Below are 13,644 nucleotides of genomic sequence, written 5' to 3'. Positions count from 1 at the left end.
TTGATCGCTCAACAGATCACCTTACCGCTTCGGGTTGCGCCGATTGCCCAGTGTCGAATTGCGTCAGTCGGATATCTCCCTTAGGCATGTGAACGATCAATTCAAGCTGTCCGCCCATAGCTTGGATCAACCGCGAAAGTGTGCTGATCTCCATGTCGTCTTGATGCTCTTGGCTCGAAAGCGTCGGTTGGCTCACGCCGAGTATGTCGGCAAGCTGCTTTTGCGTCATGCCGCTGTATTTCCGGAGTTCAGCTAAAACCATCTCCGCTTCCATGCGCTCTGCCGCTTCGGCGTTTGCTCGCTGTCGCTCCGCAGACATTTTGCTTTGAAGCGTTGACCAAGGTTTGTGTCCAGCCATCAGATTTCTCCTTCTTGTTTCAATTCTCCCAGGTAGGTTTCGAACAACGCATCAGCCAATGGGATCAACCGGTCATAAAACCGATCGTCGCCTGTCTTGTCTCCCCCGATTAGCAAAATGGCAGTTCGTCTCGGATCGAATGCGAAAAACGTTCGATACGGTCGGCCATGGTGCTGTGTACGAAGCTCTTTCATGTTATCGAACTTCGAGCCCTGCACCGTGTCGGCGTGGGGACGCGATAACTGCGGCCCTCGCGATGCAAGCAATCGAACACTCCTGTCGATGGCATCCTGCTCGTTCGCGTCTAAGCTGTTCCACCAAACCTCGAATTCGTCGGTATACTCGATATCCCAGTTTGCCATCTTACCTCCATCATATAGATGCTGACCTATATTGTCAAGAAAATTCGCTTACCTTTCGCAGACCATAGAAGATCGCGACGCAGACACGCCGGCTGATCTCCAGCCCATGAACGAATCGCCAAGCAGAACTAACTAGAACAGATCCAGTTGCGACACGGCTTGTGAACCGGGGTTCTTGCCAACGGACACTTCCGGCGAAGTATCAGCGGACTTGCCGGCTTTCGTGAACTCCTCATCCAAAATCAAATCGGCTGCTTTCTGAGCTGCACTTGCCGCACCGACAACGAGCCGCTTGTCTCCTTTCAGGACTTCGATCCAGCTCTGCAGATACGATGCGGACTGTTTGATCGTTGGCGGACTGATCCCGCTGGCGGCACAAAGGAACGCAGCTCCCATTTCGGCAACCAGTTCTTCGCGGCTGTAGTCAGGTGAACCGAACGGAGCAAGGTTCGTATCCAGTCCGCGGTTCAATCGATCGCTATGGCCGGTCGAGTGCGTCAGCTCGTGAAACAGCGTCGAATAGTACGTCTCGCGGTTTTCAAAGCGTTCCTGCTTCGGCATGTGAACGCTGTCCGTAGGTGGTCGGTAGAACGCTCGCCGGCCGCCATCATGTCTGATGCCTGGCTTTAACTTGTAGCCGGCAACAATGCGTTCGGCTTCAGCCAATGGCTCAAATGGCGCGGCGTCGGGATCTTCTTTCGGTGCATCCGGAGCGTCGATGCCATCGACCTGCTCCACGTTGAAGGCAGTGAAGTGCTTAAGCATCGGAATCTCGATCGGCTCGCCGGTTTCTTTGTCCGTGGTCGCGTACATCTTGAAGAAAACGACCAGACTTCCTTTTTCGCGTTTGCGCACCTGGCCGCCCTGCTCCTTAGCTTGTTTGAATGTCAGCCAGTAGTCGGATGAGTAGCCGCGTTCCCAGGCGGTTAGGCCCAGCAAGAAAACGTTGATGCCGCGGTAGCGATTGCCGCTATCCAGATTCTTCGGCCATCCGTCACCGGTGCCGCGTTTAATCGGGTTTCGCCACGGTGCGGTTCCCTGTTCCAAGTAGCCGATGATCTTGTCCGTGACTTCCTGATAAACGTCCCGGCGTTTGATTGATTTCTTCCTCGCCATGCCCGCCTACCTTCCAGTGGCGGCGGTCTTCTCCTGAATGCGTGTCATGTGACTGCCCTTTCTTTGTTGGTTTCGATGGGACTCGCGAATGGCCCGCGAATCCCGGATTGTTCTACTGATCACCGCTGCGATCATTTGCTTTGAGCTCGCTGATCTTGTCGGCGACACGAAGATGAAGAACGCCCATCTTCAGATTGTCGAGTTCACTGAGCGAATGCGTGGATTGCCATTGATCGTCCGCGTCCTTGTAGTTGCGGCTGTAGGTCACGCTGTAGCGCACCCCGTCCCCATCTTTCTTCCTATTGCCCCAGATGGCGGCTTCGACGCCGAGATAGCTGACTTTTGCGGCTGGTTGATTGGTTTGTTCTGTCATTTGATCCTCCTTTGGTTGTTGATGACTCTGACCGCGATTCCGCCGCGGTGCGGTGTTCTTCCGCAAGGGGTTTGGTGCGGCACGCAGGCAGAGCCGAGTACACGGCCCCTTGCGGACGAATGCTTCATCGTGGCAGCGTGTCTGGACAGTTATCCATGAACCAAGAGAATCCAAGCGGTAACTAACCGATGCCATGACCGCATGGACAAGTCAAGCGATGAAGCGAGTGGTTCTAACTGGGGCTTCCGGACTAGCTAGACCCCAGATGGCCCAGTAGGTCTTCGACGCTCTATTGAAAGCGGAGCGCATTCGATCACTAGATACACGATTTCGGCCATTCCGCCGATCCCCCCCACCCGGGCGGGCAGTCCTGTGAATACAGAGCCAAGGGAAATATCAGTAAACACAACGCTCCTCGACTTGCGGTAGGTTCGCAGCCTAATCTGGACACGACGACTTTTGCGCAAACTGCCCATTCCCAGCTATTGCCTTAATCCCACGGATAAGTAACAATAGAGTTCCGCCGTTTCCGTCCAGAGGGATTGACACCGGAACTACCATATGCTACACGGAGGAAGCTGGTAGCATAACAACAGCAAGGAAGCTCGATTTAACACACAGGAGAGCGTAATGGCTATCGCTGCAACGGAACCCAAGAACGGAGGCAAGAAAGCCATGGAGAAGGCCCAGGAGTTCATCGAAGACGCAATTGGAGAAGACCGGGACCTGCTAAAGGCCGTGTTCTTGCTAGCCGCCGAGAAACTGGTTCAAAACGGACAGGAAGTCGAGTGGCCATTGCTCGATAGCGATGGAGACATCTTTGCGTTTTTCACGCCCGTAGGGGCGCGGCAAATCTCTGATTGCGAGCGTAGAGAGCTGAACCAGCGAATCGAACAACTCAACCTTTGAACCTTTGACAGCGTACCAATGGGCTAGATTTCAGTAGCATCCCCTCGCTACAAACGGTATACTCCGATTTTCCGGCGATTCTTGGAGGGAGCGGGATGTTTATTGTGATAGAGAGTGAGCCTGCGGAGCAGGACCGGTTTGACTACAGCTCCGAATTGCCCGAAGAATGGATTGATCTGTTCAATTTCACACTGGACTGCATGCATCGCGTGCTGGCTGACAGCCCGCTAGCGAAGGCTGGACCAATTTCCAGCCTAAATTCCATTCTTTTTGAGAGGTATCTACCGGTCTGCGGCTGCCCTCCTGACCGCTTCAGCAGTTACCCGAGGGTTGGTGCTGTCTTCTGTATCCGCGACTCTACTGACCGACCCGAAGTCGTAATTGTTTCGTGGCAATTTCCGCCGGTAGAGTCATTTGTGACCGTCAACCCGGCGTTCAAAACGTCGGGGCAGCCAAAGTAGGAATACCGCAACGCCCCCCAGAAGTCGATACCTCCCTTGTGCCAATACAGAACTCTTACTGTCTGGAAAAGGGCAACTGGGGTGATGCAGCGCTTCAGATCACCGCCCTTTCACTTCGGCCCTGCTGTTGGACGGGGATTTCAGATCGGCACATCATGACTGGCGGAATCCGACGCGGCTCGCCGCCTTTTATCGTAGATCTGCGTCGTGGTCACATGTCGGTGACCAAGAAGCTCTTGGACCTTGCAGATGTCAACACCCGCATCCAGCAGCAGGGTAGCGGTTGTTGCCCGCAGGCTATGCGTCGAGTAGAGACACCGCCGCGACACATTTCCCTCGGCATCTTCCTCGCTGATCATCGCGCCGGGCAGTCTTTCGAGGTAACCGCGGACGATCTTGTGCATCCCAGCTTCACCCAGTCGTCTGTTGCCAAGCTGACTGCTCCGTGGGCCTTTTCGTGGCCGGAACAGGGCACCCCGCTGGATGTCCGCCGCCTCTACGTACTGGGCGATCGCTTCGGCCGCAGCGAAATGCAAGCCTATCGTCCGGTGCTTGTCCCCCTTCTCGCTGATCCGTACCGTCGTTTCTTCTCCATCAACATGGACATCGCCTTTGTTGAGTTTGCAAGCGGTTGAAAGCCGGACACCCGAGTAGATGTACCACTTCAAAATCGCTCGGTCCCGATAGGCCACCAGATCTTCACCTTCCGGTAACCCCATCAACTGGCGAGCCCGCGTAGCGGAAAGGGATTTTGTTTCGTGAATGGGGTCCGTCGAAGCTCGAGAGATGAACTGAGCGTGAGCAGGATTCGGGACGGTGACAGGTAAACGCATCTCGGCTGCCGCGCCCTGAAGATACTTGAAAAAGCTAGACACGGACGACACGCGTCGATTGATCGTCTTGGGAGCTTTTCCTTCGGCAATCATTGCGTTTCGCCATCGCTGGACATCGGCAACCGACAATGCGAGCAAGCGCAGACTATCACGGGGCCATAGGATAGGAATGAACTTCAGCAAACTCTCGATGTCCTGCCTGTAGGCTCTTTGCGTATGCGGACTCTCCCGCCGGGTGATCCATCGCTCCAGCATCTCTTCGAGCGATAGGTAGAACCGTTCCACTTTCTTCTGAACGGTGCGCGTCTGCTGCCCGGCCAGGATCGGGGGCAGCATGTCGGCGGGGACGAGTTCGCCAGATTTGTGTGCAGGTGTGTTCATCAAAGACCTCCTTTGCCTCTCCGATTCAGTCTTTCGCAAACCGCCACTTTAGTCAAGATAAAATCTGTTATCCTTACTTGCATTCGAGTTTGTATCTTCCCACCGACACGGAAAGGCTCGGATTTAGAAACCTGCCGGATTGCCCTACAATTGCCAATCCTTGCTGCACCAATCGGCGAGCGGGGATCAACAGCGAACTGAGGTAGAATTCAACCAACACCATCGTGAAAAATGGAGGCTCGCGCAACAAACTCAATCACGACGGGACCAGGGATCGCAAAACGCAAACCGAATGACTGCCTCTCCTGTCATCCCAGATTGCCTAGAGCAAGCGTCGGCCCTGCCTACCGGCCACCCGCGAGGGCTTCATGCCCGCTACACTATTACGGGATTAAATTGTGTTTTCAAAAAGGGTTTGCGGCTCGGCAGCGCTAGGGTTGCACAGACGGGACCAACACACGACTACGCGAACGTTGCAATATTTTGGATACTTTACTGCATTTAGCTAGAGAACAGCATGCCTGAACCGAGACTGGTATTGACGACTGGTGACCCGCTTTTCTCATCTCTTTTTCAATACAATAAATCGCTAGACGATGGATTCAAAATTCCGATTGAAAGTGGCCGCAGTGTCGGAACGTCGATACTCGTTCATGGCAAAGCGGGAACAGGCAAGACAACATTCGCTTGTCAACTGTGCGTCCATTCAATGCTTCGAAATAAAAGATTCGCGGAAGACAACGATCTCTCAAGTGATCTGTGGCCGTCCAATGCGTCCGCCGTATACTTCACTCTCGATCAGCGTGCGAGCGAAGTAGCCGACCTGATGAGACGCATCGCCCCAAAACATGCTCAAAGCAGCATTCAGGCCTGCCCCGTTTCAATGGAGAGTTTGCTGAAAGAAGAACCTGCGGTGATGGAGACAGTAAGACAGTCCCTCCAACGAAATCTGGTTACAGTTTTCCAATTGCCCTACGACACCGACTTCATGGGTATTCGCTCCTGCCTAGTAATCCTCGACTCAGTAGGAAAGGACTGCGAATCTAATGTTCGGCTTTTGATCGTGGACTCGGTAAACCTCTCACTGCAAATGAAGTTTTTTCAAGATGACAGAGCGAAAGCCGAAATAGAAGACGGCTCAAAAATTGGGGACCCAACCACTCGCCGGGCATACAGATCAGAAGACTTTCGCTACCTTATCGGACACGCCCCGAACGATAGCGATGGTTCAGTGCCACGAAGTTTCTCATCAGTATTTGTCTATGAAGCCGGCGACGACTACGCCTTCCCCGAAGAATTCCTAGTGCAAGGCATTGTCGCCCTTGGATGTGATGGCAATGCATTAGGATCTCGGACCATTCAGATTCGCAAGGCAAGACATCAGCGCCACCACGCCGGAAATCACGACCTGACAATTTCCCACACAGGCCTCTTTGTTTCTCCATCCATTCCAATGTGGGCCCAAACACTCCAGTCAGAGCGTGAGCGATCTCCTGAGGCCGCAACAACAGTAGACTCCTCCCCTTTAACAATTGGAGTACCACCGGTAGACAACGCGATCCAAGCAAACACGGTATCAAAGTTCTACACCGGTAGCACCACCCTTGTTTTTGGCAAGGCTGGAACCGGAAAATCCGATCTTCTTGCTAAGTTTTTCGTAGAGCAATGGCGTCAAGACCCGGTCTCTAGCGTATTATTCGGAACCTGGAAACGCGACCCTAGAAACGTGTTGCGGGATCTAATTGACGAGGCCAGCAAGGACCCGCAACTCAAAAACCAACTTAGCGTCGGCTACAACAACTTATCATCTGCCATCTTGGCTCGTTTAGTTACCGTCGACATGAGGGATCCATATTTTACCATCCCAACAGCAATGACGAAGGTTGTCCGAAGCATTGACCAGTGGACGGACACGCCCAACATACCTCCTGTGAAACGATCAGGTTTCTTCGGGTTGAAAAACCTCAACGAGTCCCCGGCAGCGCGTGATGAGCAGTGGAATTTCCTTCGAGTACTGACTAGATTTCTTGAATCGAGAGAGGTTTCGACGCTTCTTATAGACTGGCCTATGGGCGACGAAGAAAATAGCTCTGCCAGACCATTAGCGGCACGCCTGTGCGCTAACGAGATCTTCTGCGACTACGACCCTGCAAACGAGGAATACCAGCTAATTGTTAAGCGAGCAAACTTCCAGCGACTAACCCACAACGTAAAGATACACAAATCAGATCTCGAAGTCCATTGAAAGAGGTCGGCCTCGCGCGAGATCGAGCATGAGAGCGCAACAATCAAGGTTAGCAGGATCTATTCTAATACTGAATAAATCGGCATCGGCGTTTGCTAATCCGGTAGCATGCACGCACTCAATCATGCTGGCAACCACTGGGATACTGGCACTATGGTGGTCGCACTTGGCCTCAGCAAGGAAGATTAACTCCAGGGCTTCTGAAAGAACAATTGTGCCTCGGCTCAGATACCCCGCCTGAATACCCGTCAAGATTCCCGCCACAACCCGCCCCTTAGCCCGTCCCGCATTTGTATTCAGTGAGAGGGAATCCAATGTGTCGCGGAGGCAGGCCGCTAACGTTGCAGCGTCCATCTTTATTGCTTCACGGCTTCCGGTTTCGCAATCCCCCATACGCCATATATACGCGCGTACACACATCGAGTCAACCGGCATCTTGGTTTTCTGGCCAATAGAGATCATACTTGGACAGAACCCATACGGAGCAAACTGACTTGGATATCTTCTTTAAAGCATCAGTTCTTGCAAAAGGTCCCCTGGCGCAAGGGCTCACCCAGCATGACCCCGCATTACTCAACAAACACTCAATCTATGTGACAGACACATTATGCCCAACAGATTTCCAGCAAATATCTAGATGCAGGGCGGTCATCTGCGGTCAAGGCGAGGCGATCAGCCATCTCGCTATTCTCTGTCGAATCTCCGGCATTCCCGTGGTCTGCTTGCCAAACGCAACGAAAGAAATTGGGGCTCTGGTGGAGCTATCGGTCGATACGTCTTCTGGAACCATTACTTCCACATGCCCCTCTTTACCGGACATGCGAGAGGAACTTGCAAACGAACCTCGACCTGGCTTCGGTGGCAGACAACTACAGATAGGGGTCGTAGCAGTCGATCAGTTATCTGCGGACCAAGGGCCACTGCTACCGTGCGTAAAGCAGGTTTTCGTACGGCATGAATTCTGGTGCGTTGCAAATAATCGAAATCCCTTTGCCTTCATTGAGACTAACGGCATGGACGAAGCCTCATCCATGCTGTCAAACGAGATACTTTCCTTCATTGCCCGCTTGCCGAAGGGCGCAGACTTGAATTTTCGCAGCATTGACTTAAATAGTGACGAATTTTTCGACTACCGAAAAATACAAGCGAGGGAGAAGAATCCCCTACTAGGACAGCGAGGGCTGCAGTACGCGTTGCTCGAGCCAGAGCTTATAACACTCGAACTTCTAGCGCTGAACAAACTTCCTCCGTCTACTAAAGGCAGAGTGGTATACTCTCTTCCCTTTGTTCGCGGCCGCAGGGAGGTCGAGATCTTTTCACGCTACGTCCTGGATGAAGCGAGGGTCTCCCCTAAATTAGAATTGCCGAAGCGACTGGGTGTCTTCATAGAAACGCCGTCGGCAGCGAGATTCCTCCAACGTTATTTCGACTCAGGTGCAACAGAGCTATATATTGGAATCAAGGACTTGTCAGCAATTTTCTTCGGCTGTGATCGAAATGACAACATAATTTCAGACCTGATTGAAATCGACTGCGAAGAATTCCTGTCGTACATTAACGACATTTGCGAGGTGGCGGACACAATCGGCTTTAAGGTATACTGCTTCGTTCTAAACGAATATTACGATCTTTTTAGCCGGTCCCTCCCTAGTTACGTTAGATTTTCAGTGTGTTACGGCGACTATGTAGCTCGAAACCCAAAACAATTGCATCAGGCCTCTAGCTAGAATCGGCGTAATGCGTTCACGCCTGCAGCAGGCAAATTCGTAGTGACTGGCCTCGCTGCAGTTATTGTTCTTCGAGATATCGGTGGATAGCTGAATTGCGACCTACCTTCGTCTTCCGGTTTTGTTGATATCACAGTCTAAAAAACTGGAGTATCGCGAGCGGGATTGGATGAATCGATCCATTGTAGATCACGAGGTGACTGTATGCGATTGGAACCGATCACTTACACAAGAGAAGTCGCTAGCGTGATTCGGGGGAACAGAAACCGGAAGCAACCTCTATCCTCGCGCCAAGTTCGGTTTGGTCATGCGCCGTGTTGCCTGAGCGGATTTGAGATAATCATTCCAGTCTTTGCTGGTATCTGGTGGCGGACAGACCTTTATCTTCTGTGCGTCGTGTACCGCCGTTTCTAGGGCCGCCTTGACCTGCCCCGCGATCGCTTTGCCGCCCTGATCGTTATCAACACACAGCTCGATCGTTGCCCGACAGGGCATCCGAGCAACCGCCGCACGAAGCAACGTGATTTGCAGCGGACTTGGTTGTCCTCCCAGGCTAAAAAACCGTCGTCCTTCGATTCCCTTGAGCGCAGCGACAGACAGCATGTCGATGAATGTTTCCGCAACGACCATCGTGCGGTCCCCATCGGCAGGACGTGAGGCAAACAGTCCCTTTACGCCGCCGGGGCTGAATCCTGTAAAGGTGGTTCCTTCGCGCGTACCATTTTTCATCTCGTATCCGCACAGCCCGGTTTTGTCGTGATGAGCAGCGAGGACGTTGTTGCGAGAATCGATCCGAAACCGACCGTAGAACCGTGGATGGAGATAGGTCGATGAGGCAATCATGCGGCACCGGGAAAGATAGAGGTTTTCTGATTGAAGCGGCAATGCTTTCGCCCATGTTGCTTGGACCTGAACGCGATCGACCGAGCGGGCTACCACGGTAACAGGCTTGGATTGCGCTGTTGTCGCCAGGGCGCTTGCAGGGTCGAAAGCACGGAGCGTTTTGCGCACATCGCCGAGCGATCCTCCGTCGAGCGATTGGACAAGATCAATAATCGTTCCGGCATCGCTGCCCTTGGCGTTGAAGTAGTGGTAGGTGCCGTCGTCTGATTTGCCGATGATCAGTTTGTCACCACGCACGTTTCGAACGGCGACGCTTGAGCGACTGCTGGCTTTTCGGTCGAGTTCGAATCCGCGACTGATTGCAAACGCAACCAGATCGATTCGTTTAAACTGTTGCAACTCTTCCGCACGCGAGACCATTTGAAAGCAGTACCACGGCTTGCTGATTCGCTCAAGTGATGACCTCGCATCCACCTCCGCCGCTGTTATTTTTTCCACTCGCCCGATGAGTGTTAATGAGTGTTAAAGAAGGTGTTAGGCTGTGGACGAATCGATGCATGGCTTTGAATCCATTTGTGTTTTCAAATCGCCCGGTACCTATTACCCCGATTTTAGGTATCCAAAACCCCGAAAACCAGTACCTGAAACCCCGAATGTATGGGACCGCGCGCAACGAAACTTATCCACAGTCACGACACGGCACATGACACGCCAAACTTGACGCGGCACCTAATCCCCCGAACACTGGGACCATGCGAACGGAAGCGATTAGAACGCCAGCACAAACTGCACTCATTCCCGAGCGGCACGATACGGAAGAGCTATTTGTCTGCGACATTGCGGACGCCGTGCTCAAAGACATCATGCCACAGATGGAGCACCCGTTCTATTCTCTCTCGAAGAAGCCCGAGCGGGACGTGCGTGAGTACCGCCATGGTGATCAATGGATACGAATCGTGCCGAGCGCGTTGGGACAAGCGACGATCTACGATAAAGATATCCTGATCTATGCTATTTCTCAACTGATGGGCAAGCAGGTGCGCGGCGAACCGATCGGACGACGCGTGCGGTTGAATAGCCATGATTTTCTACGCTTCACCAATCGCGGGACGGGCGGCAAGGACTACACCGCACTCGTTGACGCCCTCTCCCGCCTCAACGGCACGATGATTCAAACGAATATCGTCACGGGCGACGAAGAGCAATTCGATTCGTTCTCTTTGATCTCCGCTGCGGCGACGCGCCGTAAACACGGACTCGATGGACGGTTGCTTTGGGTAGAGTTGGAACTTTCCGAATGGCTGTTTAACGCCATCCGGCAGCAGGAGGTCCTAACGCTCCACCGTGATTACTTCAGGCTCCGAAAACCGTTGGAGCGTCGAATCTACGAACTTGCGAGAAAGCATTGCGGGCGACAGCGATCGTGGAAATGCTCGATCATCTTGCTGCAAAAGAAGTCCGGCGCAAAAAGCGACGCCAAACGCTTTCGCCAACTCATTAGGGGAATCGTCGCGACCGACCACCTGCCCGACTATCGCCTGTCCTATGACTGGGAATCGGATTCCGTCACGTTTACCAATCGCAAAACGATGACCGACGTTCCGGCAAAAGCCCCTGGGAAGCAGATTTCCGTAACGCTCTCTGAGGATGCCTTTGCTCAGGCGCGGCGAGCCGCACCCGGATGGGACGTATATTACTTGGAACGCGAATGGCGCGACTGGATGAGCGAGTTGCCACGCAATGCAGATGCCGCATTTGTTGGGTTTTGTCGCACTTGGTTCACGAAGCGAGGCCGTCCGTGAGTGTGCGAAACCGGGCAAACCAGAAACCGTCTAAACGCGGAAACAAGAAGGCGTTGAACCGAGGAAGCGGGGGCAAGAGGAAAAGAGGAAACTTGCATACAAGGAACCGTGGAAACGCATTCCCGAAGTTCCTTAATTCCGCGGAAGTGAGGTTGTGGGTAACCGCAATTACGTGCTGCTTGGTGCTTGCGCTTCCGCGATTCCACGTTCACTATGAATCAAGAAACGCATTGAACTAACAAAAGACGGTGGGCATGCAACTTGTATCGATTTGGAACCCGAAAGGCGGGCAGGGTAAAAGCCTGATTGCAATCAATCTGGCGGCAACTGCAGTCAGCTTTGGACTGCGGCCATTGGTCGTCTGTGATGATCCGCAGGGCACAGCAACACTGTTCCACCGCGGCGGACAACTCACGTTTCCCGTCATCGACGCGCTGCCAGAACAAAAACCCGATGCCGACCTGTTGCTAATCGACCACGGTGCCCGTGATTGGCAGATTCCACACGCACCGATCGTCATCATGCCGACCAAGCCGGATCGGTCCGACATCGCTACGTACCAGGACGCACTATCGATGTTGCGACCGACTGGGAAGAAAATTATCCCGGTGATTACGGACGCCCAAGGTCACCGTGCAAGTCATGCACGCGCGGTTGAGGCGATGCGTAAGGTCGGAGCGTTCGAGCTTCGGTCATCCGGCGTGTACGGCCGGGCGGCAGAGAAGTGGCTTACGATCTTCGATCATCGTCTCGATGGTGCATACAAGGTTGGCGAGAGGCGGGCCGAATTCGCATCGATCCTAACGGCCGTGCTCAATCACCAACACCAAGCCACTATGATCGGCGGGGAGGCGGCATGACGAAGAAGAGCGGAACGCCGGACTGGTTCACCGAAGAGGCGGCGCGTGCCAAGCAGCAAGCGTCGCTTGGTACTGCGGTCAACGACACAGCGACCGGTGGTCCGAAGGCGGTCATCAAACGCATTAACAAGGCGTTTCAGGTCGAAGAGGGCAGGGCGGCCAAGTGGCACCTCCTAGTCGCCAAACAGAAGGCGGCGGGACGTGGTCACAAAAGCGGTCCAGAACTGATCGATGAAGCGCTCGACATGCTGTTCGAGAAACATGGAGTCTAGGTCGAGAAACAGCGGTTGCGAGACCGTCCGCCTTCATCCGTTTCTGCATTCCCAACTCATGAAGTCGACGTGGGATACCGAAGCAGATTATTCGCGAATCACGCAAGTTCCCGAACGCTGACACAGCCTTCTCTGGCAAGCACGATGTGATCTAAGACGGTAATGCCGATCATCTTCCCTGCTTCCATCAGGCGATCCGTGACCATATGGTCTTCTCGGCTTGGGGTGGGGTCTCCCGACGGGTGGTTGTGCGCAAGCAAAATTGCGCTGGACGCATCCTTGATCGCGGGGCGGAAGACTTCCCTGGGATGCACCAGAGACGCATCAAGCGTTCCGACCGAGATGCGGTGCGAGTCGATCATCCGGTGCTTCGTATCGAGCGTGACGATGTGAAATTCCTCTTGCAGGCCCTCTGCAATCAGTCTCGCGAAATGCGTGCTGCAAAAATGCGTCGCTAGACTCGTTGACGTGATCTTGACGTTGTAGTTCGCCTTCGGCTCTGAAACTCGCTTCCCAAGTTCAATTCCCGCCATAAGGCGGGCATAGGCGATATCCGTCAATCCTAACTCAGACTTCCCCGCCTGGACAATCTCGCGAAAGCTCCTGCCAGCAACACGGCAGAACTGCTTTCGTAGCACGATAGACAACAGTTCTTGATCGCTCTTTTCTTTCACCACCTCATATTGACACAACCCAAACGGCTCAATCAATCTCACGACCAACGCTTATCCACAAGCCTCAAATTACACTCCCAGAAAGATCGACTTCCACCCGTTAGCGAATCGATGCGAGCCAAGGTAGACCGTGCCAAGCTTCGTGCCGGCGGCCAAGACGCTCACACAAGCGACGCTCGCCATTTCAAATAAACTCCACGGCGCCAGTCCCAACGCGACACCATCACGACTGCTCGACAACACCGGCGTTTGCTTTTGCTCGCGTGCCTCGCCGATCAATTTCATCAGCTTTTGAACTTGAGCCTCCTCGCGAAGTGGTGCCATGCCGTCGGCGAGCGTGCCGATGCCGTTCCTGAGATCGTTTACGTCAGCGATGCGGGCAAGATCGAAACGGCCTACTGGAAGAACACCCTGCGGAAGTTCTTCGT

Annotated in this window: 15 protein-coding genes; 7 read left to right on the top strand and 8 right to left on the bottom strand. The window is 53.6% G+C overall.

Going from position 1 to position 13,644, the window contains the following annotated elements; translation table 11 throughout:
- Positions 1-16 precede the first annotated feature (16 nt).
- The 4 genes from GE027_RS15640 to GE027_RS15625 form a co-directional block, all read right to left on the bottom strand.
- Positions 17-358 (bottom strand): helix-turn-helix domain-containing protein, encoded by a 342-nt coding sequence (locus GE027_RS15640; protein WP_153558151.1) that lies wholly within the window; start codon positions 356-358, stop codon positions 17-19.
- A complete protein-coding gene (locus GE027_RS15635; protein ID WP_153558150.1) occupies positions 358-720 on the bottom strand; it encodes a type II toxin-antitoxin system RelE/ParE family toxin in 363 nt (120 codons plus the stop codon). Before GE027_RS15635 ends, GE027_RS15640 begins: the two co-directional genes overlap by 1 nt.
- 132 nt (positions 721-852) lie before the next feature.
- Positions 853-1,836, bottom strand: a complete 984-nt coding sequence (locus GE027_RS15630; protein ID WP_153558149.1) for an ArdC family protein — start codon at positions 1,834-1,836, stop codon at positions 853-855.
- Positions 1,837-1,948: 112 nt separating this feature from the next.
- Positions 1,949-2,209 (bottom strand): hypothetical protein, encoded by a 261-nt coding sequence (locus GE027_RS15625; protein ID WP_153558148.1) that lies wholly within the window; start codon positions 2,207-2,209, stop codon positions 1,949-1,951.
- 630 nt (positions 2,210-2,839) lie between these two features.
- On the opposite strand from GE027_RS15625, the gene GE027_RS15620 reads away from it, so the two are divergent.
- A complete protein-coding gene (locus GE027_RS15620) occupies positions 2,840-3,118 on the top strand; it encodes a hypothetical protein (protein WP_153558147.1) in 279 nt (92 codons plus the stop codon).
- A 95-nt stretch (positions 3,119-3,213) separates the two neighbouring features.
- A complete protein-coding gene (locus tag GE027_RS15615; RefSeq protein WP_153558146.1) occupies positions 3,214-3,579 on the top strand; it encodes a hypothetical protein in 366 nt (121 codons plus the stop codon).
- Positions 3,580-3,719: 140 nt separating this feature from the next.
- On the opposite strand, the gene GE027_RS15610 is transcribed toward GE027_RS15615, so the two are convergent.
- Positions 3,720-4,793: a tyrosine-type recombinase/integrase gene (locus tag GE027_RS15610; protein WP_153558145.1), complete on the bottom strand. Its 1,074-nt coding sequence runs from the start codon at positions 4,791-4,793 to the stop codon at positions 3,720-3,722.
- A 517-nt stretch (positions 4,794-5,310) separates the two neighbouring features.
- Here GE027_RS15610 and GE027_RS15605 point away from each other — a divergent pair.
- Both GE027_RS15605 and GE027_RS15600 read left to right on the top strand, forming a co-directional pair.
- Entirely contained in the window at positions 5,311-7,038 is a 1,728-nt protein-coding gene (locus GE027_RS15605; RefSeq protein ID WP_153558144.1) for a hypothetical protein, read from the top strand.
- A 494-nt stretch (positions 7,039-7,532) separates the two neighbouring features.
- Complete coding sequence (locus GE027_RS15600) at positions 7,533-8,765, top strand: putative PEP-binding protein (RefSeq protein WP_162006757.1); 1,233 nt, start codon at positions 7,533-7,535, stop codon at positions 8,763-8,765.
- 279 nt (positions 8,766-9,044) lie between these two features.
- On the opposite strand, the gene GE027_RS15595 is transcribed toward GE027_RS15600, so the two are convergent.
- Positions 9,045-10,106 carry a toprim domain-containing protein gene (locus GE027_RS15595; protein ID WP_237607577.1) on the bottom strand — a complete coding sequence of 354 codons (1,062 nt, stop codon included), beginning with the start codon at positions 10,104-10,106 and terminating at the stop codon, positions 9,045-9,047.
- 254 nt (positions 10,107-10,360) lie between these two features.
- Between GE027_RS15595 and GE027_RS15590 the strand changes: the two genes are divergently transcribed.
- From GE027_RS15590 to GE027_RS15580, 3 genes are all read left to right on the top strand, one after another.
- A complete protein-coding gene (locus GE027_RS15590; protein ID WP_153558141.1) occupies positions 10,361-11,410 on the top strand; it encodes a replication initiator protein A in 1,050 nt (349 codons plus the stop codon).
- Positions 11,411-11,664: 254 nt separating this feature from the next.
- Positions 11,665-12,270: a ParA family protein gene (locus GE027_RS15585; protein ID WP_153558140.1), complete on the top strand. Its 606-nt coding sequence runs from the start codon at positions 11,665-11,667 to the stop codon at positions 12,268-12,270.
- Positions 12,267-12,542, top strand: a complete 276-nt coding sequence (locus GE027_RS15580; protein WP_153558139.1) for a hypothetical protein — start codon at positions 12,267-12,269, stop codon at positions 12,540-12,542. Before GE027_RS15585 ends, GE027_RS15580 begins: the two co-directional genes overlap by 4 nt.
- Before the next feature lie 98 nt (positions 12,543-12,640).
- Here the strand turns inward: GE027_RS15580 and GE027_RS15575 are convergent, their stop codons facing one another.
- Both GE027_RS15575 and GE027_RS22850 read right to left on the bottom strand, forming a co-directional pair.
- The gene (locus tag GE027_RS15575; protein ID WP_390621602.1) at positions 12,641-13,258 is read right to left on the bottom strand and encodes a JAB domain-containing protein; all 618 of its coding nucleotides are present in this window, start codon (positions 13,256-13,258) and stop codon (positions 12,641-12,643) included.
- Positions 13,259-13,285: 27 nt separating this feature from the next.
- Positions 13,286-13,644, bottom strand: a 359-nt coding sequence (locus tag GE027_RS22850) for a hypothetical protein (protein WP_162006756.1), incomplete at its 5' end; no start/stop codon positions are given.

Source organism: Roseimaritima sediminicola (genome assembly GCF_009618275.1).
In the GTDB taxonomy this organism is placed as follows: Bacteria; Planctomycetota; Planctomycetia; order Pirellulales; family Pirellulaceae; genus Roseimaritima; species Roseimaritima sediminicola.
This window is presented reverse-complemented; position numbering and strand designations above follow the sequence as displayed.

Bases quoted from the DNA above. Each gene is read 5' to 3' on its own strand.
- GE027_RS15640 (WP_153558151.1), bottom strand. From the start codon at position 358: ATGGCTGGACACAAACCTTGGTCAACGCTTCAAAGCAAAATGTCTGCG.
- GE027_RS15635 (WP_153558150.1), bottom strand. From the start codon at position 720: ATGGCAAACTGGGATATCGAGTATACCGACGAATTCGAGGTTTGGTGG.
- GE027_RS15630 (WP_153558149.1), bottom strand. From the start codon at position 1,836: ATGGCGAGGAAGAAATCAATCAAACGCCGGGACGTTTATCAGGAAGTC.
- GE027_RS15625 (WP_153558148.1), bottom strand. From the start codon at position 2,209: ATGACAGAACAAACCAATCAACCAGCCGCAAAAGTCAGCTATCTCGGC.
- GE027_RS15620 (WP_153558147.1), top strand. From the start codon at position 2,840: ATGGCTATCGCTGCAACGGAACCCAAGAACGGAGGCAAGAAAGCCATG.
- GE027_RS15615 (WP_153558146.1), top strand. From the start codon at position 3,214: ATGTTTATTGTGATAGAGAGTGAGCCTGCGGAGCAGGACCGGTTTGAC.
- GE027_RS15610 (WP_153558145.1), bottom strand. From the start codon at position 4,793: ATGAACACACCTGCACACAAATCTGGCGAACTCGTCCCCGCCGACATG.
- GE027_RS15605 (WP_153558144.1), top strand. From the start codon at position 5,311: ATGCCTGAACCGAGACTGGTATTGACGACTGGTGACCCGCTTTTCTCA.
- GE027_RS15590 (WP_153558141.1), top strand. From the start codon at position 10,361: ATGCGAACGGAAGCGATTAGAACGCCAGCACAAACTGCACTCATTCCC.
- GE027_RS15585 (WP_153558140.1), top strand. From the start codon at position 11,665: ATGCAACTTGTATCGATTTGGAACCCGAAAGGCGGGCAGGGTAAAAGC.
- GE027_RS15580 (WP_153558139.1), top strand. From the start codon at position 12,267: ATGACGAAGAAGAGCGGAACGCCGGACTGGTTCACCGAAGAGGCGGCG.